Annotated in this window: 21 protein-coding genes; 17 read left to right on the top strand and 4 right to left on the bottom strand. The window is 62.1% G+C overall.

What is annotated here, in order from left to right; all coding sequences use genetic code 11:
- Positions 1-55: 55 nt before the first annotated feature.
- The 14 genes from LAC81_RS22095 to LAC81_RS22030 all read left to right on the top strand — a co-directional run bounded on the left by LAC81_RS22095 (position 56) and on the right by LAC81_RS22030 (position 15106).
- Entirely contained in the window at positions 56-1165 is a 1110-nt protein-coding gene (locus LAC81_RS22095; RefSeq protein WP_223729334.1) for an NAD/NADP-dependent octopine/nopaline dehydrogenase family protein, read from the top strand.
- Positions 1166-2353 (top strand): glycine C-acetyltransferase, encoded by a 1188-nt coding sequence (locus LAC81_RS22090; protein ID WP_223729333.1) that lies wholly within the window; start codon positions 1166-1168, stop codon positions 2351-2353. It abuts the gene before it with no gap.
- Positions 2354-2366: 13 nt separating this feature from the next.
- On the top strand, positions 2367-3401 hold the full coding sequence (gene tdh / locus LAC81_RS22085; protein WP_223725080.1) for an L-threonine 3-dehydrogenase: 1035 nt from the start codon (positions 2367-2369) through the stop codon (positions 3399-3401).
- Positions 3402-3775: 374 nt separating this feature from the next.
- Complete coding sequence (ugpB, locus tag LAC81_RS22080; RefSeq protein ID WP_223729332.1) at positions 3776-5080, top strand: sn-glycerol-3-phosphate ABC transporter substrate-binding protein UgpB; 1305 nt, start codon at positions 3776-3778, stop codon at positions 5078-5080.
- A gap of 65 nt (positions 5081-5145) precedes the next feature.
- Entirely contained in the window at positions 5146-6027 is an 882-nt protein-coding gene (ugpA, locus tag LAC81_RS22075; RefSeq protein WP_223729331.1) for a sn-glycerol-3-phosphate ABC transporter permease UgpA, read from the top strand.
- Positions 6028-6034: 7 nt separating this feature from the next.
- On the top strand, positions 6035-6883 hold the full coding sequence (gene ugpE, locus LAC81_RS22070) for a sn-glycerol-3-phosphate ABC transporter permease UgpE (protein ID WP_223729330.1): 849 nt from the start codon (positions 6035-6037) through the stop codon (positions 6881-6883).
- A complete protein-coding gene (locus tag LAC81_RS22065; protein ID WP_223729329.1) occupies positions 6883-7932 on the top strand; it encodes a sn-glycerol-3-phosphate import ATP-binding protein UgpC in 1050 nt (349 codons plus the stop codon). The genes ugpE and LAC81_RS22065 overlap by 1 nt, the downstream gene beginning before the upstream one ends.
- Before the next feature lie 250 nt (positions 7933-8182).
- Positions 8183-8770: a thioredoxin family protein gene (locus LAC81_RS22060; protein ID WP_223729328.1), complete on the top strand. Its 588-nt coding sequence runs from the start codon at positions 8183-8185 to the stop codon at positions 8768-8770.
- Positions 8771-8834: 64 nt separating this feature from the next.
- Positions 8835-10463 (top strand): FAD-binding protein, encoded by a 1629-nt coding sequence (locus LAC81_RS22055; protein ID WP_223729327.1) that lies wholly within the window; start codon positions 8835-8837, stop codon positions 10461-10463.
- A 3-nt stretch (positions 10464-10466) separates the two neighbouring features.
- Complete coding sequence (locus LAC81_RS22050) at positions 10467-10796, top strand: 4Fe-4S dicluster domain-containing protein (RefSeq protein ID WP_223729326.1); 330 nt, start codon at positions 10467-10469, stop codon at positions 10794-10796.
- Positions 10797-10809: 13 nt separating this feature from the next.
- Positions 10810-11646 carry an ABC transporter ATP-binding protein gene (locus LAC81_RS22045; RefSeq protein WP_223729325.1) on the top strand — a complete coding sequence of 279 codons (837 nt, stop codon included), beginning with the start codon at positions 10810-10812 and terminating at the stop codon, positions 11644-11646.
- Positions 11647-11657: 11 nt separating this feature from the next.
- Positions 11658-12521, top strand: a complete 864-nt coding sequence (locus LAC81_RS22040; RefSeq protein ID WP_223729324.1) for an ABC transporter permease — start codon at positions 11658-11660, stop codon at positions 12519-12521.
- 47 nt (positions 12522-12568) lie between these two features.
- Positions 12569-13594, top strand: a complete 1026-nt coding sequence (locus tag LAC81_RS22035; protein ID WP_223729323.1) for an aliphatic sulfonate ABC transporter substrate-binding protein — start codon at positions 12569-12571, stop codon at positions 13592-13594.
- A gap of 54 nt (positions 13595-13648) precedes the next feature.
- Positions 13649-15106 (top strand): MFS transporter, encoded by a 1458-nt coding sequence (locus tag LAC81_RS22030; RefSeq protein WP_223729322.1) that lies wholly within the window; start codon positions 13649-13651, stop codon positions 15104-15106.
- A 54-nt stretch (positions 15107-15160) separates the two neighbouring features.
- Here the strand turns inward: LAC81_RS22030 and LAC81_RS22025 are convergent, their stop codons facing one another.
- The 4 genes from LAC81_RS22025 to acnA all read right to left on the bottom strand — a co-directional run bounded on the left by LAC81_RS22025 (position 15161) and on the right by acnA (position 22895).
- Positions 15161-16960, bottom strand: a complete 1800-nt coding sequence (locus LAC81_RS22025) for an NAD(P)/FAD-dependent oxidoreductase (protein WP_223729321.1) — start codon at positions 16958-16960, stop codon at positions 15161-15163.
- A 67-nt stretch (positions 16961-17027) separates the two neighbouring features.
- A complete protein-coding gene (locus LAC81_RS22020; protein WP_223729320.1) occupies positions 17028-18101 on the bottom strand; it encodes a 2,3-butanediol dehydrogenase in 1074 nt (357 codons plus the stop codon).
- Between the two features lie 162 nt (positions 18102-18263).
- Positions 18264-20135, bottom strand: coding sequence for a sigma-54-dependent Fis family transcriptional regulator (locus LAC81_RS22015; RefSeq protein ID WP_223729319.1), 1872 nt, complete (start codon positions 20133-20135; stop codon positions 18264-18266).
- A gap of 168 nt (positions 20136-20303) precedes the next feature.
- Positions 20304-22895, bottom strand: coding sequence for an aconitate hydratase AcnA (acnA, locus tag LAC81_RS22010; protein WP_223729318.1), 2592 nt, complete (start codon positions 22893-22895; stop codon positions 20304-20306).
- A 190-nt stretch (positions 22896-23085) separates the two neighbouring features.
- On the opposite strand from acnA, the gene LAC81_RS22005 reads away from it, so the two are divergent.
- The 3 genes from LAC81_RS22005 to LAC81_RS21995 all read left to right on the top strand — a co-directional run bounded on the left by LAC81_RS22005 (position 23086) and on the right by LAC81_RS21995 (position 26416).
- Positions 23086-24012 (top strand): GntR family transcriptional regulator, encoded by a 927-nt coding sequence (locus tag LAC81_RS22005; RefSeq protein WP_223729317.1) that lies wholly within the window; start codon positions 23086-23088, stop codon positions 24010-24012.
- 87 nt (positions 24013-24099) lie between these two features.
- Positions 24100-25194, top strand: a complete 1095-nt coding sequence (locus tag LAC81_RS22000; protein ID WP_223729316.1) for an isocitrate/isopropylmalate dehydrogenase family protein — start codon at positions 24100-24102, stop codon at positions 25192-25194.
- Between the two features lie 124 nt (positions 25195-25318).
- On the top strand, positions 25319-26416 hold the full coding sequence (locus tag LAC81_RS21995; RefSeq protein ID WP_223729315.1) for an ABC transporter substrate-binding protein: 1098 nt from the start codon (positions 25319-25321) through the stop codon (positions 26414-26416).
- The last annotated feature ends 34 nt before the right edge of the window (positions 26417-26450 follow it).

Below are 26450 nucleotides of genomic sequence, written 5' to 3'. Positions count from 1 at the left end.
CGGCGGGCGCCCCGGCTGCGCCCGTTACCCGATATCAGTGAAAGTGGAAAACGACATGCGCGTAGGTATCGCAGGTGCTGGCTCTATTGCCTTCGGCACCGCTGCACTTCTTGAAAAACTGGGACACAAGGCGACGCTCTGGTCACCATCCGGCACGGGGACCGTTGCGCTTGCCGAGGGAGAGAGCCTAAAGGCCGAGGGCGCCATCGAAGGCACGTTCCTTCCGGCCGTTGCCGAAAGTGCGGAAGATCTCGTCCACGATGCCGATGCGATCCTCATCGCTCTGCCGGCCTATGGTCACCGCTTCGTGCTGGACGCAATCGCGCCGCATCTGACCGCCGGACAAGTGGTGATCTTCAGCTCGCACACCTCGTTCGGCGCGCTTTATCTCTCGTCGCTGCTGGCAGCACGCGGCATCACTTTGCCGATCGTTGCCTGGGGCACGACGATCGTCAGCGGCCGGAAGCTCGGCCCTGCGCTGGTGCAGGTGAACACCATCCGCAAGCAGGTCGACCTGGCGACCGTTCCGGCATCGGAAAGTGCGCGCGGCCATGCGGTTTGCACGGCGCTCTTCGGCGAACATTTCGTTGATCGCGGCAGCCTGCTGGCGATCGCGCTTTCAAACCTCAACCCGCAAAACCACCTCGGGATCGCGCTCGGCAACATGTCGCGCATGGAGCGTGGCGAGAGCTGGGTGCAGGCCCAGAACGTCACCCCCAATATCGGCCGTCTTCTGGAGACGCTCGACCGCGAGCGCCTGGCCGTCGCCGAGAAGCTGCAGTTGCAGGTGCGCGATATTTTCCAGCACTTCCACCTGTCGTTCCATGTGCCGGTCAGCACCATCTCGCAGATGAACCAGGAGATGCATCAGGCCGGGCATAACGGCACGGGTCCCCCGACGGCCGATAGCCGCTATGTGACGGAGGATGTCCCCTTCGGCCTGGTCGTCACGGCGCAGCTCGCGCGCCTTGCCGGGTGCCCGGCAGACCTGCACGAGGCCGGCATCCGCATCTTCTCGGCCATGTACGGCCGGGACTTCGAAGGCGAGAACGACCTCCTTCCGGAACTGGGCCTCGATCGGCTGGATCTCGAGGGTCTCGATGCGCTGTGCCGCAGCGGCTTCCCGCCTGTTGCTGCTGTCGATCGAGCCGAAGGACGCATCTGAATGAACGAACGCTTTCTGTCCCATTTCCGTTTAGAGCTCGATGGCCTGAAGACGGCCGGATTGTACAAGTCGGAGCGTGTGATCACCTCGAAACAGGCGGGTGAGATCGAGGTCGCCTCGGGCGATCGGGTGCTCAACTTCTGCGCCAACAACTATCTCGGCCTTGCCGACAACGAAGAGCTGGCGGAGGCCGGCAAACAGGCGCTCGACCGTTACGGCTACGGCATGGCCTCGGTGCGCTTCATCTGCGGCACGCAGGAGGAGCATAAAGCACTCGAGGCGCGGATTTCGTCCTTCCTCGGCCTGGAAGACACGATCCTCTATTCCTCCTGCTTCGATGCCAATGGCGGCCTGTTCGAGACGCTGCTTGGCGAAGAGGACGCGATCATCTCCGATGCGCTCAACCACGCCTCGATCATCGACGGCGTGCGGCTGTCCAAGGCCAAGCGCTTCCGTTATGCCAACAACGACATGGCGGCGCTGGAAGAAGAGCTGAAGAAGGCCGAGGGCAGCCGCTTCAAGCTGATTGCCACCGACGGCGTCTTTTCGATGGACGGCATCATCGCCAATCTCGGTGGTGTCTGCGATCTCGCCGACAAGTACGGCGCCATGGTCATGGTCGACGACAGCCATGCGGTCGGCTTCGTCGGAAAGAATGGCCGCGGCTCGGCCGAGCATTGCGGCGTCGAGGGCCGGATCGACATCATCACCGGCACGCTCGGCAAGGCGCTCGGCGGTGCCTCGGGCGGTTACACTTCGGCCAGAGCGGAGGTCGTCGACTGGCTCAGGCAGCGCTCGCGGCCCTATCTGTTTTCCAACACGCTGGCGCCGGTGATTGCTGCGGCCTCGCTGAAAGTCTTCGACCTGATCGACAACGGCGATGCCTTGCGCGAGCGGCTCTATGCCAATGCGGCACTGTTCCGCACCGAGATGACCAAGCTCGGCTTCACGCTTGCCGGCGAGGGCCATCCGATCATCCCGGTGATGCTCGGTGATGCCGCACTCGCCCAGGAGATGGCGGCGCGCATGCTGAAAAAGGGCGTCTATGTCATCGGCTTCTCCTTCCCGGTGGTGCCGAAGGGCCAGGCGCGCATCCGCACGCAGATGTCGGCAGCACACAGCGAACAGGACGTCCGCCGGGCGATCGCCGCCTTCGAAGAGGTCGGCCGCGATCTCGGCGTGATCTGAGGGAGGCAATCAAATGACGAACATGATGAAGGCGCTGGTCAAGTCGAAGGCCGAAGTGGGCTTGTGGATGGAGCGTGTGCCGGTGCCGGAGATCGGCCCGAACGACGTGCTGATCAAGGTGAAGAAGTCGGCGATCTGCGGCACCGACGTGCACATCTGGAACTGGGACCAGTGGGCGCAGAAGACCATTCCGGTGCCGATGGTCGTCGGCCACGAGTTCATGGGCGAGATCGCCGAGGTCGGCTCGGCCGTCACCAAGTACCATGTCGGCGAGCGGGTCTCGGGCGAGGGCCATATCGTCTGCGGCAAGTGCCGCAACTGCCGCGCCGGCCGCGGGCATCTGTGCCGCAACACGCTCGGCGTCGGCGTCAACCGGCCGGGCTCGTTCGGCGAGTTCGTCTGCCTGCCGGAATACAACGTCGTGCCGATCCCCGACGACGTGCCCGATGAAGTGGCGGCGATCTTCGATCCGTTCGGCAATGCCGTGCACACAGCGCTCTCCTTCGATCTCGTCGGCGAGGACGTGCTTGTCACCGGCGCCGGTCCGATCGGCATCATGGGGGCGCTCGTTGCCAAGCGCTCGGGCGCCCGCAAGGTGGTGATCACCGACATTAACCCGACGCGCCTGGCGCTCGCCAAGAGCGTCGGCATCGATTACGTCGTCGACGCGTCGAAGGAGAACCTTGCCGACGTGATGAAGGCGATCGGCATGACCGAGGGTTTTGACGTCGGGCTGGAAATGTCGGGGGCGGCTCCCGCCTTCCGCGACATGATCGACAAGATGAACAATGGCGGCAAGATCGCCATCCTCGGCATTGCACCGGCCGGCTTCGAGATCGACTGGAACAAGGTGATCTTCAAGATGCTCAACCTCAAGGGCATCTACGGCCGCGAGATGTTCGAGACCTGGTACAAGATGATCGCCTTCGTGCAGGGCGGTCTCGACCTTGCCCCGGTCATCACCCACCGCATCACGATCGACGAGTTCCGCGACGGCTTCGAGGCGATGCGCTCGGGCAATTCCGGCAAGGTCGTGATGGACTGGTAAACCCCAAGGGCCGCCGTACCCCGCAAGGCGCGGCGGCTCAGTTGGCAAGGCCGAGCTGGATCTCGATCTCCTCGGCAACGTCTGGGGCGAGAAGGCTGCGCATGGCGCGGCCGGCGGGCCTGCGACGGCTCTATCCGCGTGGCCTTGCCCGTTTGGGGCGTCAGCCCGGTTCATCCACGCATTGGTATATGAAACAGAACGAATATTCCAACGTGAAAAATCTGCGGATTCCTCGTTCTATTTTCTCTTGCAGGTTCGTTATCGTTCGTTTTTAATCGGCGCACTTTCGCTACGAAAGTCAGGCGCGTCTGATTGAGGAGAGTCAACGCGGCTGAACATTGTGACTTGTCGTCTTAACAATGGGAGGAACCGCCATGAGAGTTTTGAAATGGACCCTTGCGGCCACATCTGCGCTTTCGATCTTTGCCGCCTCGAGCGCCTTCGCGGCGACAGAACTCGCCTGGTGGCATGCAATGACGGGCGCCAACAACGAAACCGTTGAACGGCTTGCCAAGGAGTTCAACGAAAGCCAGTCGGAATACAAGGTCGTCCCCGTCTTCAAGGGAACCTATGCTGAAACGCTGAATGCCGGCATCGCGGCATTCCGTTCGAAGCAGGCTCCGGCCATCCTGCAGGTATTTGATGCCGGCAGCGGCGTGATGCTGGGCGCCGAAGGCGCCGTGGTGCCGGTGGTGGACGTGCTTCAGAAGGGTGGCTACGAGTTCAACAAGGATCAATACCTGCCGGGTATCGTCGCCTACTACTCCAAGTCGGACGGCACCATGCTGTCCTTCCCCTTCAATTCGTCTTCCCCGATCCTCTATTACAACAAGGACGCCTTCACCAAGGCCGGCATCGATGCGGCCAAGCCGCCGGCCACATGGCCTGAGGTCTTCGAAGCGGCGAAGAAGATCAAGGCAAGCGGGGCGGCCAATTGTGGCTTCACCTCGACCTGGCTGACCTGGATCCAGACCGAAAACTTCGCCGCCTGGAACAACGTGCCCTACGGCACGAACGAAAACGGCCTTGCCGGCCTCGAAGTCGAACTGAAGATCGACGCCCCGCTCTTCGTCGAGCACTTCCAGTCGATTGCCGACCTCGCCAAGGACGGCACCTTCCGCTACGGCGGCCGTACCTCGGAAGCAAAGCAACTCTTCATGTCGGGCGAGTGCGCGATCCTGACCGAGTCCTCCGGTGGTCTCGGCGACATCGTCAAGTCGGGCGTCAACTATGGCGTCGGCGAGCTTCCCTATTATGAAGGCCATGGCCCGCAGAATACGATCCCAGGCGGTGCAAGTCTCTGGGTCTTTGCCGGCAAGAGCGACGCTGAATACAAGGGCGTAGCCGAGTTCTTCCATTTCCTGTCGAAAACGGAAACCCAGGCTCAGCTTCACCAGGTCTCGGGTTACCTGCCGGTCACGCTTGCCGCCTATGAAGAAACCAAGAAGTCCGGTTTCTATGAAAAGAACCCGGGCCGCGAAACGCCGATCAAGCAGATGATGGGCAAGGCGCCGACCGAAAATTCAAAGGGCGTTCGTCTCGTCAATCTGCCGCAGGTTCGCGACATCCTGAACGAAGAGTTCGAGGCGATGCTTGCCGGCCAGAAGGACGCAAAGACGGCGCTGAGCGAAGGTGTGGTAAAGGCAAACGCAGCGATCAAGACTGCAATCGGGAACTGATCCTCTAGACGAAATGTCCGCACCGCACCGCGGTGCGGACTGGTTTTCTTTGGAGGGGAGGTTTCATGCAGTCCGTCGTGTTTCCAAACAAGGTGCTGCCGTATCTTCTGCTGGCGCCTCAGATCGTCCTGACGGTCATCTTCTTCTTTTGGCCCGCCAGCCAGGCGCTCTACCAATCGGTCTTGCGCGAAGATCCGTTTGGCCTGAAATCCGGCTTTGTCGGCCTTGCCAATTTCCGGGCGATCCTCGCCAATCCGGACTATCTGCATTCGCTGAAGGTCACCGTGGTCTTCAGTCTCGCAACAGCGCTGTTGTCGATGGCTCTCGCGCTGCTGCTGGCGACGGCCGCCGATCGTGTGGTGCGCGGGCGCAACGTCTATCGCACGCTTCTGATCTGGCCCTATGCGGTCGCGCCGGCCGTAGCCGGCATGCTGTGGCTGTTCATGTTCAATCCGGCGATGGGGACCTTTTCCTACATTCTGCGTCGGAACGGCTTTGCGTGGGATCCGCTGCTCAACGGCAACCAGGCGATGTTGCTGGTTATCGTCGCCGCGGCCTGGAAGCAGATCAGCTACAACTTCCTCTTCTTCGTTGCCGGCCTGCAGGCAATCCCGAAATCGTTGATCGAAGCGGCGGCAATCGACGGTGCTCGCGGAACCAAACGGTTCTGGACGATCGTCTTCCCGTTGCTCGCGCCGACGACGTTCTTTCTCCTCGTCGTCAACACCGTCTACGCGTTCTTCGACACCTTCGGCATCATTCACGCGGTCACCGGTGGTGGTCCGGCCAAGGCGACCGAGACGCTTGTCTACAAGGTTTACAATGACGGTTTCGTCAATCTTGACCTCGGCAGTTCAGCGGCCCAATCCGTGATCCTGATGATCATCGTGATCGCGCTGACTGCCTTCCAGTTCCGCTTCGTCGAGAAGCGGGTCCACTATTCGTGAGACGCCGATGATCGAGAACCGTCCCATATCAACCCTGATCAGCCACCTGGTGCTCGTGATCGGGATCATCATCGTCGCGCTGCCGATCTACTACACCTTCGTCGCCTCCACGCACACTTCGATCGAGATCGTGCGCCCTCCCATGTCGCTGGCGGTCGGGGATCATGTCGTCGAGAACTACCGGGAGGCGGTGGGCGGTGGCGTCGAGCGCGTAGTCGGCGTCAGTCTCGAGCGCCTCTTGTTCAATTCGACGGTGGTGGCGATCGCGATTGCCGTCGGCAAGATCGTGATTTCCTTCCTCTCCGCCTTCGCGATTGTCTTTTTCCGCTTCCCGCTGAAGATGCTGTTCTTCTGGATGATATTCATCACCCTGATGCTGCCGGTCGAGGTTCGCATCTTGCCGACCTACAAGGTGATCGTCGACCTCGGTCTGATCGACACCTATGCCGGACTGACGCTGCCGCTGATGGCTTCGGCAACGGCGACGTTCCTTTTTCGCCAATTCTTCCTGACGATACCGGGCGAACTGGTGGAAGCGGCGCGCATCGACAATGCCGGTCCGTTCCGCTTCATGCGGGATATCCTGCTGCCGCTGTCGGCAACGAACATCGCGGCACTCTTCGTCATTCTGTTCATCTACGGCTGGACCCAGTATCTTTGGCCGCTGCTCGTCACCAACGACGCAAAGATGAATACGATCATCATCGGGCTCAGGCGAATGATCGATTTCACCGACGCTTCTACGCCTTGGAACTATGTCATGGTGACCGCAATCCTTGCGATCATTCCCCCTATTCTCGTCGTGGTGCTGATGCAGCGCTGGTTCGTCAAAGGCCTTGTGGAGACAGAAAAGTAATGGCTGAGATTACGCTGAAAGACGTCCGCAAGAGCTACGGTCCGGTGGACGCGATCAAGGGCGTTTCGCTCGACATCTTGGACGGTGAGTTCGTCGTTCTGGTTGGCCCGTCCGGCTGTGGCAAGTCCACGCTTCTGCGCATGATTGCCGGCCTCGAGAGCATCACCGGCGGGGATATCTTGATCGGCGGGCGCCAGGTCAACGATGTCGAGCCGGCAGAGCGCGACATTGCGATGGTATTCCAGAACTACGCGCTCTATCCGCACATGACGGTGCGGCAGAACCTCGCCTACGGCCTCAAGAACCGGAAAACACCGCCAGCCGAGATCGAGCGGCGCATCGCCGCTGCGGCTAAGACGCTTGAGATCGAGCCCTATCTCGACCGCAAGCCGCGGCAGCTATCGGGCGGCCAGCGCCAGCGCGTTGCCATGGGGCGGGCGATCGTTCGCCAACCCGCCGCCTTCCTCTTCGATGAACCTCTCTCGAACCTCGACGCCAAGTTGCGTGGCCAGATGCGTATCGAGATCAAGCGGCTCCAGCGCGCCCTTGGTACGACGAGCGTCTATGTCACGCATGACCAGATGGAAGCGATGACGCTTGCCGATCGGCTTGTCGTCGTCAGCGCCGGCCGCATCGAACAGGTCGGCACGCCTCTGGAACTGTACGAAAGACCCGCAACCACCTTCGTTGCCACCTTCATCGGCTCTCCCTCGATGAACCTGCTGAACGGCAAGGACGCCTCGGCGGGATGGTCGCTCGCCCCGCAAGTGGCTCGTTCCGATGACGACTTTACGCTCGGCGTCCGTCCCGAAGATCTTTCGCCGATCTCGGCTGGGGCCCCGGCTCCTGCATTCGAGGCGACGGTCCGCATCGATGGTATCGAGTTGGTGGGTGCGGAAAGCCTGCTGCACGGCAGGCTCGACAACGGCAGCGATCTGATATTTCGCGTTTCCGGCCGGGCCCGCAATGCGATCGGCGACCAGGTGAAAGTTGGGGCAAGCGCCGATGCTTTGCACATGTTCGATGCGAACGGCCAGCGGTGCGGCTGAGGCCGCATTTCGAGCGCACCTTCCTGCCGAAGGCGCACGACCCGTTTAAGAGGGCGGGACACTGTTCGGTGATCCGCCGCCAAAAAAGAGCCTGCACGGGCAGGACGTCGCTTAGGCGGAAAGAACGTGCGGTTTCGCGCTGGTACGCCGCAACATTATCTCAGAAGCCCGCAATTTCGAGCAAACTGATATCTATAAAAGCTATAGAGTTTATATGTTAATAGTCCTGTTGGCTCGCCAGGAGGATACCATGCCCAAAACCGAATCCAATCCCATCACGCTCGGAACCAGCGCCCCGGACTTTATCTTGCCCGATGCCGACGGGAACCTGTTCACGCTGGCCGAGTTCAAGGACAGCCCGGCGCTGCTCGTCGCCTTCATCTCCAACCGATGCCCCTTCGTGGCGTTGATCCGTGAAGCGCTGGCGCAATTTGCACGCGACCGTGCCGGGCAGGGGCTTGCGGTCGTCGCCATCAACAGCAACGACGCCGAAGCGCATCCGGAAGAGACACTGGAACGTATCGGCATTGAGGCGAAGACCTACGGATACGGCTTCCCCTATCTGAAGGACTCTTCGCAGCGTGTCGCCAAGGCTTATGGTGCGGCCTGCACGCCGGATTTCTTCCTCTATGACCGTGATCGCAAGCTTGCCTATCACGGCCAGTTCGACGACGCCCGGCCCGGCAACGGCAAGGATGTGACGGGCACGGATCTGCGCGCGGCCGTCGAGGCGGTACTGAAGGGTGAGGTGGTCGGCGCAGATCAGGTTCCCTCGATCGGCTGCAACATCAAGTGGACAGCCGGCAACGAACCGTCCTGGTTCTCGACCGCCGCCTGATCTGCATTCGCAAACGGCCGGTCGTAGCGCCGGCCGGCCCCTTCCTTTCCTATACCGGTACACCATGGCATCGCGTCGCAAGGAACCGCCCACCGAAGAGGGGCGACACATAGAAACGGACGTGCTGGTCGTCGGCGGCGGTCCTGCGGCCGCCTGGGCCGCGCTTTCGGCCGCCGAGAGCGGCGCGCGCGTCGTATTGGCGGACAAAGGCTATCATGGCACCAGCGGCGCAACCGCTCCGTCCAATACGGGGACCTGGTGCGTGCCACCGGGAGAGGGGCGGGCGGCCTCGGTCGAACAGCGCTTCAAGCGCACGGCCGGCCTTGCCGATCGCCGCTGGATGTTGCGAGCGGCGGACCGAGCCTATGAAAACCTCCTGAAGCTCGTCGAATGGGGGTATCCCTTTCCGAGCGAAGAGGATGGCGGCCTCTACATCGCCAACTTGCGGGGCCCGGACTACATGCGGTTCATGCGCCAGCGCGTGCAGCAGGCCGGCGTCACCATCCTCGACCACCATCCGATCCTGGAACTGCTCGGCGACGAGCATCATGTCGGCGGGGCGGCTGGGCTCGCGCGCCGCAATGGTGCAAGCTTTTCCGTTTCGGCCGGCGCAGTCGTGCTCGCCACAGGCGGCTGCGCCTTCTTCGAACGCATCCTTGGCGGAACAGGCCTCACCGGTGACGGCTATCTCTTCGCCGCGGAGGCCGGCGCCTCCCTTTCCGGCATGGAGTTCACGGGCAAATACACGCTCGCACCGCACGGTTCCTCGCTGAACAAGGGGCTGCCCTTCCGTTGGGCGACCTTCTACCGGGAGAACGGCGAAGTGCTGCGCGACGCGCGCGGCGAGCCGGTGACAAACGGTATCGGCGGCGGCGAGCGGCAAGTGGCCGAGGCGCTGCTGTCCGGCCCGGTCTACGCCCGGCTCGATCTCGCCGAACCCGCCATGCAGGACTGGCTGCGTCGTGGCCAACCGAACTGTTTCCAGCCCTACGACCGCATGGGGATCAACCCGTTCGAGCAGCTGTTTAGGGTCGAGCTCAAATACGAGGGCACGGTGCGTGGCACAGGCGGTATCCGCATCGTCTCCTCCGATTGTGGCACCGGCATTGCCGGGCTTTACGCTGCCGGTGACGCCGCGAGCCGCGAAAACGTGACAGGCGGGATTTCCGGCGGCGGCGCCATCAACGCCTCCTGGGCGATCGCCAGCGGCTGGTGGGCCGGTCATGGCGCTGCCGGCCACGCACGCAGCAGAAAGCACCGTGATATCGCGCGCTTGCGGCCGCTTGGTGCAACGGGTTTGCGCGGCGCGGGACAGCGCGAGGACGTCAGTCTTGCCGCGGCCGCCCGCACCGTGCACGACGAGATCGTGCCGCTCGACAGGAGCTATTGGCGCAAGGCCGCTGCGCTGGAGACGAGCCGCCGCATTCTGGAAGGCGTGTGGGCCGGCCTCAACCAGGCGAAGCCCGCGGTCGGCATCGATCGTCTTCGCGCACGCGAGGTGGCGTCGGTTACGGCGAGCGCCCGTTGGACGGTCGCGGCTGCGCTCTTGCGCACGGAAAGTCGAGGTGTGCATCGCCGGAGCGACTTTCCGACCGAAGACGACGGGCAGGCAAGCCGCATCGTCGTCTCCGGCCTCGATCGGGTGAGGGCCGTGCGTGAAGATCTCGTGCTTGAAACGGCCAGGGAGGGTTGAGCGATGATCGAAGTCATCTCCGCCGACCGCTGCATCCGCTGCGACATCTGCGAACGGGTCTGCCCTGCCTTCGTCTTCGATCGCGACGAAACGGGCCTGCCGGTGATTGCCCGGCAAGACGACTGCCAGACCTGTTTCCTCTGCGAAATCTACTGTCCGACGGATGCACTCTACGTCGCCGAGGCGGCGCACGGACCGGTCGGCATTGCGGAGGCCAAGGTGCTGGAACGCGATCTTTTTGGCGCCTACGCCCGCTCGCTCGGCTGGAACCGCGGCCGCGCCGGCGGCGCGCAAGATGATCCGACCCGTCACATCCGCGTGGCGCAGGTTTGAAGGGAGTTCGACCATGGAACGCATAGCCGTCAGCGCGCTGCGCAAGACCTTTACGCTCAAACAGGGCCAGACCGTAACGGTCGACGGCGTCGCCTCCAACCGCATTGCGGTACTGGATGGCGTCGATCTGACCATCAAACGCGGCGAATTCATCACCCTCGTCGGGCCGTCCGGCAGCGGCAAGTCGGTGCTGCTCGACGTCATCGCCGGATTGACCGAAGCGACCTCCGGCGTCGCCCGCATCGACGGCATCGAGGTCTCCAAGCCGCACGCCCGCACCGCCTATGTCTTCCAGCAATATGCGCTCTTCCCCTGGCGAACGGCGCTGCAGAACATCGAATATGCGCTGGAGGTGCGCGGTGTGCCGGCGGCGGAGCGCCGCGAGAAGGCACGTCATTTCCTGCATCTCTTTGGCCTCAAGGGCTTCGAAGACCGCTTCCCTTCGCAACTTTCCGGCGGCATGCAACAGCGTGTGGCAATCGCCCGAGCGCTCTCCACCGATCCGCAGGTGCTGCTGATGGACGAGCCCTTCGCGGCGCTTGACGCCCAGACGCGCGACATCCTGCAAAGCGAACTGTTGCGCATTTGGGAGCAGATCAAGACGACCGTCGTCTTTGTCACCCATTCGATCGACGAGGCGATCTACCTCGCCGACCGTGTGGTCGTCATGACCGCGCGCCCGGCGAGCGTCAAGGAAATCGTCGAGATCGACCTGCCGCGCCCGCGCGACCTCGATATCCGCAACAGCGCCGCCTTCAATACCTATCGCGGCCGCGTCTGGGAAAGCCTGCGTGACGAGGTCGTCAAGGCCCAGCGCGATTGGGCGCTCGCGTCCAACTATGCCAACTAAGGGAGGATCCGATGAGTCTGATCGCCGACCGCAACCTGCCGCTCCGCAACACTTTTTCATCGCGCCGAAAGCGCGCGGCCGAGAAAGCGCCGACAGTCCTCGGTGAAACCTTTTCAACCATCACGTTGGGTCTGCCCGCACTCGTCGCCTTCGCTCTCCTCTGGGAGATCGCACCGCGTGCCGGCTGGATCAACGCGCTGTTCTTCCCGCCTCTGAGCCAGGTGCTCTCGGTGCTGTGGGAAATGATCGTCTCCGGTCAGCTCGCGGACCATATTGGCATCAGCCTTCAGCGCGCCGCGATCGGATTTTCGCTTGCGGTCGTCGTCGCCGTGCCGCTCGGCTTTCTGATGGGCCGCTATCCGCTCTTCGAAAAGGCGTCAGACTTTTTGGTCCAGACCCTGCGCAATACCTCGCAATTCGCCCTGTTGCCGGTCTTCATCCTGCTGCTTGGCATCGGCGAGGCGTCGAAGATCGCCATCACCTTCTACGCGGCCGTCTTCTTCCTGCTGATCAACACCATCGTCGGCGTGAAGTCGGTGGATCCGCTGCTGGTGAAGGCGGCCCGTTCCATGGGGACATCGGACTGGGACCTCTTCAAGAAGGTCATTCTGCCCTCGGCCGTTCCCTCGATCGTCGCGGGCGCTCGGCTTGGCGTGAAGACCTCGCTCTTCTCCGTCATCGCGGCGGAGATGCTCGCGGCCCAATCCGGCATCGGTTACCTCATCCAGAACTCTTCGCTGATGCTGGAAACGGACCGGATGTATGCCGGCATCCTGACGCTGACGATCATCGGCCTTCTCCTGAACTACCTGCTCGTCGCCGGGGAACGGCGCGCCACCCGTTGGCGTGGCAACGCTGAAAGCGGACCGAACTGAGCCCTGCCTCTCTTCAAACGAACTCTCGAATTCGAAAGGATCCTTCCATGACATCCAATCCGCTCCGCCGGACGCTCCTGAAACTGGCGATCGCACTCTCGCTCCTGCCGGTCACCGGTGCCGCGCCGGCCCTCGCCGACGAGGCGAAGCCTGAGGTCATCCGCATCGGCTCCACCGCACCGGGCCACCTGAAGTTCATCCTCTACCGGAACAAGAAGCTGCTGGAGGACGAGTTTGCCAAGGATGGCATCAAGATCGAGCTGACGACATTCGATGGCGGTTCGGCTGCCACCGTTGCGCTCGGTTCAGGGGCGATCGACTTCACCTATATCGGCAACAACCCGTCGCTTCGCCTTGCCGCGACCGGCGCCGACGTGAAGCTGATCGGCCTTTCGAGCTGGAACCGCTCGAACGAGACGCAGATCGTCGTCAAGCCGGAGTCCGCGATCCAGAAGATCGAGGACCTGAAGGGCAAGAAGGTCGCTTATCTCTCTGGTACGGTGCGTCACTCGACCTTCGCCAAGGCACTGAAAGCCGCAGGTCTTTCCCTCGCGGATATAGAAAGCCTGAACCTCGGTATCGAAAGTTCCGGCCCGGCGCTGGCCCGTGGTGACGTCGACGCCATCGTGGAAAGCACCGGCCCGGTCCAGACGCTTGTTGAAAAAGGCGGAGCGCGAGTGATCTTCGACGCCGGCGTGTCGGGCAGCCCCGATTGGGCGGTTCCACATCTCCTCAGTGTCAACGGTGAATTCGCCCGCAAGCATCCCGAAATCGTGACGCGTCTGCTGGCTATCGATATCGAGACTGCCCGGTGGGCCGACGCCAACCCGGAGGAGACGACCGCGGTCTTTGTCAAGGAGACGGGCAGTAGTGACAAGGCAGTCCGCGCCACCTACCCGGATGGAAAATTCTTCCAGGACCCGGAAATCACAGACGCGGCGCTGAAGGCGCTTCAGGGTGAGGAGGCCTTCATGGCTGAGGCCGGACTGCTGAAGGGCAAGGTCAACTATGAGACCTGGATTGACCGCTCCTTCTACGAGGCGGCTCTAAAAAAGGTTGCTGCCAGCAACTGATCCTGTAGGTTCGGGCGGCGGCGCAGCTGCGTCTCCGCCCTCTCTTCTTCTAGAATGATGTCCTCCATTTCCTCTTCTCCGCTGCCATTTCACCGTACCCGCATCGTCCCGGCCGTCGTGGCCGTCGCTTTTTTCATGCAGATGCTCGACAGCACGATCATAGCGACGTCGCTGCCGGCCATGGCCGCGTCGTTCGCGACCGATGTGGTGACGCTTAACATCGGCTTTACCGCCTATCTTCTGGCGATGGCCGTGTTCATCCCACCTGCCGGCTGGCTCGCCGAGCGTTTTGGCGCGCGGGAAGTCTTTCTCGCTGCCATCGCGCTGTTCACGCTCGCCTCCGTTGCTTGCGGCTTTTCAGGATCGCTAGGCGAATTCACTGCAGCGCGGCTCTTCCAGGGCGCGTCCGCCGCGCTGATGACGCCGGTCGGACGTCAGCTCGTGCTGCGCGATGCGCCGAAGGCCGAACTGGTGCGGGCGATCGCCACCATCACCTGGCCGGCCCTGATCGCCCCCGTGATCGGCCCTCTGATCGGCGCATGGATCACCACCCATGCTGGCTGGGAATGGAACTTCTTCATCAATCTGCCGCTTGGCATTCTGGGTGTCGTGCTCGTCGCCTTCTTTGTGCCGCGCGCGCCGGCCGAGGGTGCGCGGCCCTTTGATTTAACCGGTTTCGTGCTGACCGGAGGCGCGCTCGCGCTGACCCTTGCCGGTCTGGAGCTTTCCAGTTCGTCGAGCGGGGGCGCCGGCGCGCTTGGTCTTCTGGCCGCCGGCCTTTTCTCCGGATTCTTTGCCGTCCGTCACCTTCGCCGCGCGTCGCATCTTCTGCTCGACATGGCGGTGCTGAAGATCCCGACTTTCTCCTTCGCGACGCTTTCGGCCGGCACGGCCGGGCGGCTTGCAGTCAACGCGACGCCATTCCTGTTGCCACTGCTGTTCCAGGTCGGGCTGGGCTTCAATGCGGTCGAGACGGGTTCGCTGGTCTTCGTCTACTTCCTCGGCAACCTTCTGATGAAGAGCGTGACGACACCGGCGCTGCGTCTTTTCGGCTTCCGCACCTTGCTCGTCGTAAATGGCTTGATCGCCGCTGCGACGATCGGTGCCTTCGCTTTCGTCGACGCTGAGACCCCGCGCATCTTCATGTGGACGCTGCTGATTGCCTGCGGCCTTTCCCGATCGATGCACTTCACGGCGCTGACGACAATCGCCTTTGCGGACGTGACGCCCGCCCAACGAAGCGCGGCGACGACCATTTCGGCGATGCTGCAGCAGCTGTCGCAACTGCTCGGCATCGCTGTCGCGGCGGCCGTCATTCGCTTTGCATCCTATCTGAGCGGAGGAGGCGGCGATGCCGGCATGCTTCCGGATATCCGCGCGGCCTTCCTCGTTATCGCTGCCATTGGCTTCGTTTCGGCGCTGCGCTTTCTCGCGCTGTCACCCGAGGCGGGTGCCGAAGTCTCGGGCCATCGGCGCACTCGACCATCGCCCGTTCGCAACAACGCCTGCTAGGCCAGGGATAGTGAGAGAGGGCGGGCAAGCCGCCCTCTCGTTGTTGCACCTTCGTCAGCGTTTGTGATGAACGCTCTGCAGGCCATAGACCGGCGTCTCAATGCCCTCCATTCGTGCCTTCAATTGCAGTGAGAGATACTGCGAATAATGGCGCGACTGGTGGAGGTTGCCGCCGTGGAACCACAGGGAATCCTGTTGCGTCGGCTTCCACATGTTGCGTTGCTCGCCCTCCCAGGGGCCGGGATCCTTCGGCGTATCGGAGCCGAGCCCCCAGACCTTGCCGACCTTGTCGGCTGTCTCCTGGTCGATGAGATCGGCGACCCAGCCGTTCATCGAGCCGTAACCCGTAGCATAGACGATGACGTCGGCAGGAATCTCCTTGCCGCCAGAGAGTTTTATGGAGGTTTCGGTGATCTCTTCCACCTGTCCAGCGGCAAGCTTCACCTTGCCATCGATGATCAGCTGCGACGCGCCGATATCGATGTAGTATCCGGACCCGCGGCGCAGGTACTTCATGAAGAGACCGGAGCCATCCGCGCCCCAATCCAGCTGGAAGCCGGCCTTCTCCAGCGCCGCGTAAAAGTCGGCGTCACGCTCGCGCATCTTGTCGTAAAGCGGGATCTGGAACTCGTGCATGATCCGGTAGGGAAGCGAGGCGAAGATGAGGTCCGCCTTGCCCGTCGTCACGCCATTGGCCAGCGCCTGTTCTGAATAGAGCCCACCGAGGCCGATATCCATCAGCGTGTCGGACTTGACGATATGGGTCGTCGAGCGCTGGATCATCGTGACCTCGACGCCCGCCTCGTAAAGTGCTGCGCAGATGTCATGGGCCGAATTGTTCGAGCCGATCACGACGACCTTCTTGCCCTTGTAGCCATCAGGTCCCGGATGCTGCGAGGAATGATGCTGGTCACCCTCAAAGCGCTCACGGCCCTTGAAATTCGGAATGTTTGCCTTGCCGGACATGCCTGTCGCAAAGACGAGTTGCTTCGGCCGCAACACCACTTCCTCACCGTCGCGGTCGACGACGATAGTCCATTCCTTCGCGGTTTCGTCCCATTTTGCCGATTTGGCGGTGGAGCGTGTCCAGTAGTTCAGCTCCATCACCTTGGTGTAGAATTCCAGCCAGTCGCCGATCTTGTCCTTCGGCGCAAAGACCGGCCAGTTCTTTGGGAAGTCGATGTAGGGCAGATGGTCGTACCAGACGGGGTCATGCAGGCAGAGCGACTTGTAGCGCTTGCGCCAGCTGTCGCCTGGCCGGTCGTTCTTTTCGAGGATGATGGTGGGAACGCCGAGTTGGCGAAGCCGGGCGCCGAGCGCAATGCCACCCTGTCCGCCGCCGATGATCACGACATAGGGTTGCTTCTCATAGCCGAGAGTGCGCTCCTCGTGCTCGCGCTCCTCCTTCCAGGTTTTCGCGCCGACATTCTGGCCGTGTTTTGCACCAAGTGGGCGGGTAAAGCCGGATTTCTCCTCGTGGCCCTTGAGTTCGGCCAGTGCCGTCAGCAGCGTCCAGATCAGACCGTTCTTGATGCGCACGAGGCCGTAGCCGCGTCCGGTTGCCGTCTCGAACGAAATCCAGCTTTCAAGTACGCCATCTGCCTCGGTTGCTTCTTCGCCGGTGGCGACGCGCCAGTTGGAGGGCTTTGCAGAGGCAAGCTGTGCCTGAAGCATGTCGCGCACCTGATCCCGGCCTTCGACGGTCTTGAGGTTCCAGGTAAAGGCGACGAGGTCACGCCAGTAGCATTCCTCCGCAAACAGGTTGACCGCATCGCCGATACGGCCGGTTTCGAGTGCAGCGCCAAGGGCATCAAGCTGTGCCTGAACGCGGGTGGTGGGGGTCTTCTCGAGCATCCTTTATCCTCCTGCTCTGTGATGAAAAACGGGACGGCTCCTCAACCGTCCCGCAATGCGGACCGGCCTAACGCTTGAGGTCGACCATTATTTTCAGATGGGTGCCGGCGGGATCGAGCAACTGGTCGAACCCCGCCGAAACGGCCTCGCTGAGCGAGACATATTTCGTGACGATGCGACGAGCCGGTATCTGGCCGCTGGCGATCAGGCGCGCCACGCGCGGCCAGTAGTGGGTCGGGTAGGCCCACGAACCACGAATATCGATGTCCTTGAAGGTCACGTCGAACCAGTTCAGCGGGTTCTCACCGGGATGAAGGCCGGTCTGCACGACGACGCCCTGCTTGCGCACGGCGCTCGCGCAGTTCTTGAGCGCATGTTCGTTGCCGACGCACTCGATGGCGACGTCGCAACCGACGCCGCCCTCGGTTTCGGCCTGGACAACATCGCTGACCTTTTCCATCTTTGGATTGATGGTGCGGACCTCGCCGAGTGCTTCCTTCGCCAAGGAAAGTCGCGTCTCGTTGAGATCAGAGAGAAAGATCTTCGATGCGCCGGCGGCCCGCGCTGCCATGGCGACGAGAATGCCGATCGGTCCTGCGCCCGTGACCAGCACGCTGTTGCCGGCGGTAACGCCGCCGCGATCGCATGCATATACGGCGACCGCGGTCGGCTCGATCAGAGCGGCCTCCTCGTCGGACAGCGCATCGGGAATGGGCTGGACATTGTAGTCGTTGAGAAGGGCCGCTTCCGCCATCCCCCCGGAGTGCCAGGAGAGGCCTGCAAGGGCGAGGTTGGCGCTCAGATGAAACAGACCGCGATCGGCATAATAGTCGCCGCGCCGCGGCATGATCAGCGGCTGGATCGAGACGCGGTCGCCCGGTTTCACATGGCTAACCCCTTCGCCGATTGCCTTCACGACGCCGCCGAATTCATGGCCGAGGATCTGCGGTCCATGAGCAGCCGTAAAGGGATGCGGCTCCTTGGGGATGAAGATCGGGCCGTAGGCGTATTCGTGCAGATCGGTCCCGCAGATGCCGCAGAAACGATTCTCCACCAACACCTCGCCGGGCCCGGGCGCAGGCGGGGGCTCGACATCGTCAATGCGTAGATCCTTGGCAGCGTGAAAGCGCAGAGCTTTCATTGTGTTTCCTCCTGTTGTTCTTGCACAGGAGAGGCAGCAAGTCGCATGCCAGATCGCAGACCTGTCTATTTTGAACGTGATATCAATGGCTTGAGAATGGAAGCGAGTTAAAATCTCGGGGAATGCAACAGTCGCTGCGCAACAGGTGTTGCAGGCGTTGCGTCAGTTGATACGCTTCAGGCGACGGTGGATGGTGGAACGGTTGACGCCGAGCTTTCTCGCAAGTGCCGAGACGTTGTCGCCGCAGTCTCTGAGTGCCTGGCGCAGCCCATCATCCTCGCCCGGCAGCGAATGGAGGGCGGCGGAGAAAAGATGCTCCGGCAGGCACTCGGTGTCGATGAGGCCATTCTCGGAAAGGGCGGCAGCCACCCGCAGAACGTTCGAAAGTTCGCGCAGATTTCCCGGCCATTCATGCGCGAGCAAGACTGCCCGGGCGGGCTTGTCGATGCGATAGGACTCGTTGTTTTCCTTCTCGACGCGAAGGAGCAACTGGTCGATCAGCCAGCCGAGATCCTGACGCTCTCGCAAGGCGGGGAGCACGAGCATTGCGGCATTCAGGCGATAATAGAGGTCTTCCCGGAAACGGCCCTCCTTCACCAGCTCCGCCAGATCGCGGTGGGATGCGGATACCACGCGCAGGCGGATCGGGCGAGCCTTCAGCGCGCCGACCGGTTGGATCTCGTTTTCCGAGAGCACGCGCAACAATCGGCTTTGCAGCGAGAGCGGCATGTCGCCGATCTCGTCGAGGAACAGGGTTCCGCCGTCGGCATCCTCGATCAGGCCGCGCTTGCCCTTCTGGCTGGCGCCGGTAAAGGCGCCGGGAGCGTAGCCGAATAGTTCGGATTCGATGAGGTGCTCCGGGATGGCCGCGCAATTGACGGCGACGAAATTGCCGTTGTCGCCGCAACTGTCATGGATCGCGCGAGCGAGATATTCCTTGCCGCTACCCGTTTCCCCTTGAATGAGAATGGGAATGCGGCGGGTGGCCAGTTTCGCCGCACGGGTCTGCACCCGCTCCATTGCGGTGTCGCCGTGGCTGAGATCGCGCAAGGCCCGCGGGAGGTGCTGTTCGGGCACGGCGGGCGCGCGGTGGCTGACAACGGGTGCGATGGCACTGGCGAAAAGGACCAGCCCACTTTTGGCTCGGAGCAGGCGTTCGCCGTTCGGCCGGCCGCGCATGAAGTTTGGCAGGTCGTCCACGTCGATATCGAAGACCTCGGAGACCGGGAGGCCCAGGAAATCGCGTGTTCTGAGGCCGCGGATGTTCATCGAGCGCGCGAGTGCGCCGAAGCCGCCGTGGGTCATGCCGGTGATGCGCCCGCTGCCATCAAGGGCGATGGCGGCGTCCGGGTCGACGTCAAGGAATTCCGGGGAGCGCGCAAGCCGCAGGACCCAGTCGTTGCGGGTGCGGGTCATGAGGTTGGCAAGCTCGATCCGCCGCGCAGTGGCGGATACCAGATGCAGGGCCAGTTGCTGGCTCGTCTTGGCGGTGGGTGAACGGAGCTGGGAGATGTCGAGCACGGCGGTCAGATCGCCGAGCGTGTCGAACACAGGCGCCGCCGTACAGGTCAGCCCGATATGGCTGGCGTCGAAATGATCGTCCTGATGAATGATGACCGGCTCGCCGGAGACGATACAGGCCCCGACGGCGCAGGTGCCCGCGCGGTTTTCCGACCATTCCGAGCCGAGATAGAGCCCCGCCTTGCGAAGCTGATTGTCGAAGGTCGGATCGCCCATGAAATCGACGGTGACGCCGCGTGCATCGGACAGCAACAGAACATAGTTCTGCTCGGCGACTTGGTTGAACAGCCCTTCAAGGCCCGAACGACCGATGCGGATCAGTTCTTCCGCCTGTTCGCGATGCTCGCGCAGCTTCGATCCCGGAACGATATAGGCTTCCTGCGCGATCGTAGGATCCAGCTTGTAATCGTTGAGGCAGCGCAGCCAGGACTGGACGACAGGTGCATCGCGCGGGCTCGCAGCGCCCAGGCCGACACGCTCTATCTCACGTATATGCGATAGTTGCGTTGTCATCGATCGGCCTCCCAAACGGGAAGCTGACATACTCCAGGCCTATCGACAATCCATATCTACCGATCGGCAAACGGGCGCCGGGCGGATTCTTCACGATGACGAGATTGGAAGCCGCGCCACTTTCATGTGTTTTGCAGTTTCGGTGCCGTGTTGCTCGAAGCCCATCCGTCAAGGCACCAGGCCGTGCGCCTTGAGGTGGCGGTCGAGAATCTGAGGGATCATCCCGCCTGCTCGAAGCGTCTCCACCTCTTGCTCCGTTTCCACCGCCGCCCGAGCCACCAGCGTTACGTTTTCGCCGGAGGCGCGTTTCAGAACCAAGGGCACCGGCCCGCGCGGACAAATGGCCGTCGCATCGATCTCCAGGAGGTCAAGAGCTGATATCAGCGGCACCTTCTGATCCTGGAGAATGATGGGAAGAACACCCATGCCGATCAGGTTGGTGCGGTGAATCCGCTCAAAGCTCAAGGCGATCACTGCCCGTACCCCGAGCAGCCCGATGCCTTTCGCCGCCCAGTCACGCGATGATCCGGCGCCGTAGCGTTCTGCTGCAACGACGACGACGGAGCGCTGCTCCGATCGGTAGCGTTCGGCTACCTCCCATAGCGGAGCCTCTTCCCCTGTCGGTGCGTGCACGGTCGTTAACGCGGGCCTACCGTCGAGGAGGTGGTTGGCGGCCGAGCGATTGTCGAAGAGGCCGCGCACCATCACCCTCCAGTTGCCGCGACGGGCGGCGTAAACGTTGAGATCGTTTGCGGGATCACCGGCGGCAACGAGGTGGCGGCCGGCATAGCTGGTGGCGCCAATCTGGCCGGCCGGCGAGATGTGGTCCGTGGTCATGTCATCTCCGAGCACGAGCAAGGGGTGCGCCACGTAGGTCCCCAGGCGGCTGGGCGCGCCTGCGACGGCAAAGGGTGGCCGTCGGATGTAGGTTGAGGTTTCGTCCCACGGAAACGTCGATGACGTTGGCGCGGCCAACGCATGCCAGGCCTCGTTTCGTTCCGCGTCCAGGAACGCGCGGTGGTAGTCCTGCGGATCGGAGTGCTGCTGGAGAACGGCATCGATCTCCCCGTCGGCAGGGATCAAGTCGCCGAGGCGCATGGGCGTTCCGTCGGCGGCTCGCGCGATCTCCGTGTTCATTGGGTCCGGAACGAACTTTCCAATCAAGGATAGGGCCAGAACGTGCGGCGGCGATGCCAGGAAACCGAACTGGAGACTTGGATGCACGCGGCCGGGAAAATTGCGATTTCCCGAAAGCAGGGCTGCCGCGATCGTACCGCCGCCGATCGCGTCGGCCATCTCGCTTTGAAGGGGTCCAGAGTTTCCGATGCAGGTGGTGCATCCGTGGCCGACGATGCCGAAACCGACGGCCTCAAGCTCGGCAAGCAGGCCGCTTCTCCTCAAAAACAGTTCGGCGGATGGCGAGCCGGGTGCCAGCGATGTCTTGACCCAGTAGGGCGGGCGCAGGCCTAACCGGTTGGCATTGCGGGCGACCAGGCCTGCCGCGGCCAGCAGTCGTTGATCCGACGTGTTGGTGCAGCTCGTGATCGCGGCGATCGCGATTGCGCCGTCCGGTATGCCGGGGGTGCCTTGCTCCAAGGGCCGGCCGCATGCGGTCTCAAGTACACCCAAGGCATCGGCCAGTGCCAGCTTGTCCTGCGGGCGCCGTGGACCGGCCATCAAGGGTTCGACCACCGTGAGGTCGAGCTCGATCACGCGGGTATAGCGCGGCGAAGCCGCAGGCTCGAACCAGAGGCCGAGCCCCTTCGCGGAGTCGCGGACGAGTTGGCAATGGGACGGAGACCGACCCGTCCGGCTGAGATAGGCGAGGGCTTGTTCGTCTATCGGAAAGTAACCCGTCGAGGCGCCGTATTCCGGCGCCATGTTGGCAACGACCGCGCGATCTCCGGCCGAAAGCGTCGAAACACCCTCGCCGAAAAACTCGACAAATTCGCCTGATATTCCATGACGTCGCAGCAGATGGGTCACTTCCAGCGCGAGATCGGTAGACAGAACGCCTGGCGTCAGCCTTCCTTTCAGCCGCACGCCGACCACATCAGGAATGCGCAGCGTCACCGGAAAACCAAAGAAGACACTCTCGGCCTCGAGGCCGCCGACGCCCCAGGCCAATACGCCGATGCCGTTGATCATCGGTGTATGGCTGTCGGTGCCGATCAGCGTATCCGGCACGGCCCATTGTTCCCCACCGCGTTCCTCGACGGAAATCACCTTTGCAAGTTGCTCGAGGTTGATCGTATGCATGATCCCGGTTCCCGGGGGGTGCACCTTGACACCTGGCAGGGCCTGGGTCGCCCATTTCATCAGGCGATAGCGCTCGCTGTTTCTGTCCATTTCGCGCTGCATGTTGAAGCGGCGAGCGTCGGGCTGGCCGTACCGGTCGACAGCGACGCTGTGGTCGATGGAGACATCGACCGGAAGAACCGGGCTCAACGCGTCCGGATCGCCACCGGCTTCCGCGATCGCATCGCGCATGGCGGCAATATCGACGAGAGCCGGCACGCAGGTCGTGTCGTGCATCAGCACCCGGGAAGGGTGGAATGCGATCTCCGCTTCGCTCGTTCCTGCTTCGAGCCAGGATTTGAGCGCCGCGATGGTCGAGGCCAACTGGGCGGCGTCCTTGCGTGCGACGTTTTCAAGCAGAATGCGCAGAACCCAGGGCAGGCGTTCGAAATCAGGTCCGAAATCTGCGCGGAGGTCTACAACGTTCAGCGTTCCGTGGACCGAAGGGATGCTCAGCGCCATGTCGACTACTCCAATATTGCTTTTTTAAAACTAAAAATCCAAAATAGTACCAAAGTCAACCAACGAAAGCCCTTTCATTGGCTTTTTCATCGGCGGAATATGCAAAAAATAAGGGAGTTCGGTTCCCTTTGCGTGCGTTGTGAAATATCGTGGCACCCGGCAAAGTTTTACGAATCCGGGGACTACCGACATGCGTTCCAGCCAATTGGCACAGACCATCGCCAACGAAATCAGCCTGCTCGTGACATCCGGGGAGTTGAATGTCGGCGACCATGTGAAGACGCAACAATTGGCAGATCGTTTCGGCGTTTCCCGGTCACCGGTCCGCGAGGCGATGGAGATTCTCGCCGGGCAGGGGCTGCTGGAGCAGAAGGAGAACCGCGGCTTCTTCGTGAAAGAGCCGCCGGGCGCCATCGCCGAGAGGGTCCGTGAAGATGCCGAACCGTTCGAAGTTGCGAACGACTACCAGCGCCTTGCCGAGGACTGGCTGACCGACCGCATCCCGGCAGAGGTCACGGAACAGACGCTGCGGGAGCGCTACGAACTGACCAAGTCCCAGCTCAACGACGTGCTGATGCGCGCGACCCGTGAAGGGTGGGCTGAGCGCAAGCAGGGTTACGGCTGGCGATTCCTGCCGGTCGCCAAGACACCGGAAGCCTTCGAGCAGATTTATCGTTTCCGCATGCTGATCGAGCCGGCTGCCATGCTCGAGCCGGAGTTCAGCCTCGATCGAAAGATCATCGATGAGCAGCGGCGCATCCAGATGCGCATGCTGGAGACGGACATCGAGCGACTGCCGGCGGAGCGCCTACTGCACAATGGTGCGCTCTTCCACGAAGAGCTCATCAAGATGTCGAACAATCCTTTCTTCCACATTTCGCTGGTGCGGGTGAACCGCATGCGACGCCTCCTCGAATATCGCTCCCGCGTCGACCGCAGCCGCACGGTACGGCAATGCCAGGAACACCTCGAAATCCTTGATCTTCTTGAGCGCGGCGAGGTCGTCGAAGCCTCCTACGCGATGCGTCGCCACCTTGGCGGCGCACTGTCCAAGAAGTCGCCGATTACCTGGTCCTGGTCGCACCAGGCGCATGAAAAAGACAATCTCGAAAAATAGGGATTGCATTTTCAGATTTAAAAAGCCAATAATCCGCCCGTGACGTAGAGCGGCGACTTCGCTCGTCGCCTCATGGGAGATTAGCTGATGAAAATATTCGTGACGCCGTGTGATGGGATCGGTCCGGAGATCACTGCGGCAACCATGGAGGTCCTGAAGGCAGCCGACGCGGCTTTCGGCCTGGGCCTCGAATACCATTTCGAAAACACCGGCTTCACGAGCCTGGAGAAGTACGGCTCGACGCTGCGAGATGAGACGCTTGATCGCGCCCGCACCTTCGACGGCATCATCCTTGGGCCCCAGTCCCACATGGATTATCCGGCCCGCGACAAGGGTGGCGTGAACGTCTCGGCAGGTTTTCGCGTCAAGCTCGACCTCTATGCGAACGTGCGTCCGGCGCGCTCTCGTCCGTTCCTGAACGACGCCAAGAAAATGGACCTCGTCATCATGCGCGAGGCGACGGAAGGCTTTTATCCCGACCGCAACATGTATGCCGGTACGGGTGAGTTCATGCCGACGCCGGACGTGGCGCTTTCCGTGCGAAAAATCACCGCGTCTGCCTGCGAGCGCATCGCGCGCCAAGCCTTCCTGCTGGCCATGAAGCGCAACAAGAAGGTGACCGCAGTTCACAAGGCCAACAACTTCATCCTCACGGACGGCCTGTTCCTTCAGCAGGTACGCAAGGTTGCCGCCGAATTCCCCGAGGTCACGCTCAACGAATTCATCATCGATGCGATGGCCGCCCATCTGGTCCGCGACCCCTCGCGCTTCGACGTGATCGTCGCGACGAATTTCTACTCGGACATTCTTTCGGACCTCGCCAGCGAGCTCTCCGGCAGCCTTGGCCTGGCCGGCTCGATCAACGCCAATGCCGAGACCGGCCTTGTCTGCGCCCAGGCGCAGCATGGTTCAGCACCCGATATCCAGAACCAGAACATCGCCAATCCGACTTCGCTCATCCTGTCTGCAGCCATGATGCTTAGCTGGCTGGGCGAGCAGCGCGGTCTGCCGCAATTCGAGGCGGCGGGCGCGGAAATCGAGCGCGCGGTCGACGAGGTCCTCGCGAACCCCGGGTCCCGGACGCGCGACCTCGGCGGCAGCATCGGCACGGATGCATTCGGTTCGCTCGTGGCGCGTGCCGTTCGCAGCGGTGAGGGCGAGCGGAAGCTTGCAAACGCCTGATCGGAGTTTGTACTTTGGATATTTAAAAGCCAAAGTGCGGACATGGAGGCGCGAGGGCGGCAACGGCCCTCGCGAAACTGCCCGGAGGAGATTTGGAGCCGGGCGTCTTTTGGGAGAAGAGAAGATGAACAAGCATGTTTCCGGCCGCCTTGGGGCCGTTGCGGTCACCGCGTTCATGACGGCTTTTGCGGCGCACGCGCAGGAAGTGCCCGCGGGCTACCCTGCCGACTATGCGGACCTGATCGCCAAGGCCAAGCAGGAAGGCACCGTTTCGATCTATACCTCGACCGATGCGGCCCAGTCGCAGAAGCTGCAGGATGCCTTCACCAAAAAATACGGCATCAAGATCGCCTACAACGATCTCGGGACGAACGGTGCCTATAACCAGGTGATTTCGGAGGCTGCCGCCAGCCAGACCACCGCCGACATCGTCTGGAGTTCGGCGATGGACCTGCAGATGACGCTGGTCCAGGATGGTTATGCGGCTGATTACGCTTCACCAGAAGCCGGCAACCTTCCGAGCTGGGCAAACTACAAGAACACGCTCTACGCCACCACCGTCGAGCCGATCGGCGTGATCTACAACACCAAGGCCCTTTCCGAAGACAAGCTTCCGAAAACCTATGCCGACATGATCACGTTCCTGAAGGGCAACAAGACCGAGCTTCAAGGCAAGGTTGCGACCTTCGATCCTGAAAAGAGCGGTTCCGGCTTCCTGCACCACTCCAACGATGCGCGTAACCGGCCTGACTTCTGGGATCTTGCCAAGGCCATGGGCGACGATGGCGCCAAGATCTATTCCAGCTCCGGCGGTATGAAGGAAACGGTCGTTTCGGGCGAAAACGTCATCGCCATCAACATCATCGGCTCCTACGCGCTCGACTGGGTCAAGGAGAGCCCGAACCTCGGTGTGCACTTCGCAACGGACTATACGCCCGCCTTCTCGCGTCTGGCGCTGATCACCAAGGATGCTCCGCATTCGAACGCGGCCAAGCTCTTCGTCGACTTCATGCTGTCGTCCGAAGGCCAGTCGCTTCTGGCGGAAGGCGGACTGCCGTCGATCCGTGAAGACGTGACCGCCGGCCTCAACATCAAGACGCTCAACGAGCGTGTCGGTGGTGGCCTGAAGCCGATCGCCGTCGACGAGGGTGTTCTGGAATACATGGACCAGATGAAGCGCGTTCAGTTCCTCAACGACTGGAAAGCCGCCCTCGGCCGCTGATGCTTAGCCGACCGCGGCGCTCCGGCGCCGCGGT

This window comes from Ensifer adhaerens (assembly GCF_020035535.1).
Classification (GTDB): domain Bacteria; phylum Pseudomonadota; class Alphaproteobacteria; order Rhizobiales; family Rhizobiaceae; genus Ensifer.
The sequence above is the reverse complement of the archived record's forward strand: the minus strand, read 5'-3'. Positions and strand labels throughout refer to the sequence as shown.

Bases quoted from the DNA above. Each gene is read 5' to 3' on its own strand.
- acnA (WP_223729318.1), bottom strand. From the start codon at position 22,895: ATGGCGCTGAGCATCCCTTCGGTCCACGGAACGCTGAACGTTGTAGAC.
- LAC81_RS22030 (WP_223729322.1), top strand. From the start codon at position 13,649: ATGATGTCCTCCATTTCCTCTTCTCCGCTGCCATTTCACCGTACCCGC.
- LAC81_RS22040 (WP_223729324.1), top strand. From the start codon at position 11,658: ATGAGTCTGATCGCCGACCGCAACCTGCCGCTCCGCAACACTTTTTCA.
- LAC81_RS22050 (WP_223729326.1), top strand. From the start codon at position 10,467: ATGATCGAAGTCATCTCCGCCGACCGCTGCATCCGCTGCGACATCTGC.
- LAC81_RS22000 (WP_223729316.1), top strand. From the start codon at position 24,100: ATGAAAATATTCGTGACGCCGTGTGATGGGATCGGTCCGGAGATCACT.
- LAC81_RS22020 (WP_223729320.1), bottom strand. From the start codon at position 18,101: ATGAAAGCTCTGCGCTTTCACGCTGCCAAGGATCTACGCATTGACGAT.
- LAC81_RS22005 (WP_223729317.1), top strand. From the start codon at position 23,086: ATGCGTTCCAGCCAATTGGCACAGACCATCGCCAACGAAATCAGCCTG.
- LAC81_RS21995 (WP_223729315.1), top strand. From the start codon at position 25,319: ATGAACAAGCATGTTTCCGGCCGCCTTGGGGCCGTTGCGGTCACCGCG.
- LAC81_RS22045 (WP_223729325.1), top strand. From the start codon at position 10,810: ATGGAACGCATAGCCGTCAGCGCGCTGCGCAAGACCTTTACGCTCAAA.
- LAC81_RS22025 (WP_223729321.1), bottom strand. From the start codon at position 16,960: ATGCTCGAGAAGACCCCCACCACCCGCGTTCAGGCACAGCTTGATGCC.
- LAC81_RS22035 (WP_223729323.1), top strand. From the start codon at position 12,569: ATGACATCCAATCCGCTCCGCCGGACGCTCCTGAAACTGGCGATCGCA.
- tdh (WP_223725080.1), top strand. From the start codon at position 2,367: ATGACGAACATGATGAAGGCGCTGGTCAAGTCGAAGGCCGAAGTGGGC.
- LAC81_RS22015 (WP_223729319.1), bottom strand. From the start codon at position 20,135: ATGACAACGCAACTATCGCATATACGTGAGATAGAGCGTGTCGGCCTG.
- LAC81_RS22065 (WP_223729329.1), top strand. From the start codon at position 6,883: ATGGCTGAGATTACGCTGAAAGACGTCCGCAAGAGCTACGGTCCGGTG.
- ugpE (WP_223729330.1), top strand. From the start codon at position 6,035: ATGATCGAGAACCGTCCCATATCAACCCTGATCAGCCACCTGGTGCTC.
- LAC81_RS22095 (WP_223729334.1), top strand. From the start codon at position 56: ATGCGCGTAGGTATCGCAGGTGCTGGCTCTATTGCCTTCGGCACCGCT.
- LAC81_RS22060 (WP_223729328.1), top strand. From the start codon at position 8,183: ATGCCCAAAACCGAATCCAATCCCATCACGCTCGGAACCAGCGCCCCG.
- ugpA (WP_223729331.1), top strand. From the start codon at position 5,146: ATGCAGTCCGTCGTGTTTCCAAACAAGGTGCTGCCGTATCTTCTGCTG.
- LAC81_RS22055 (WP_223729327.1), top strand. From the start codon at position 8,835: ATGGCATCGCGTCGCAAGGAACCGCCCACCGAAGAGGGGCGACACATA.
- LAC81_RS22090 (WP_223729333.1), top strand. From the start codon at position 1,166: ATGAACGAACGCTTTCTGTCCCATTTCCGTTTAGAGCTCGATGGCCTG.
- ugpB (WP_223729332.1), top strand. From the start codon at position 3,776: ATGAGAGTTTTGAAATGGACCCTTGCGGCCACATCTGCGCTTTCGATC.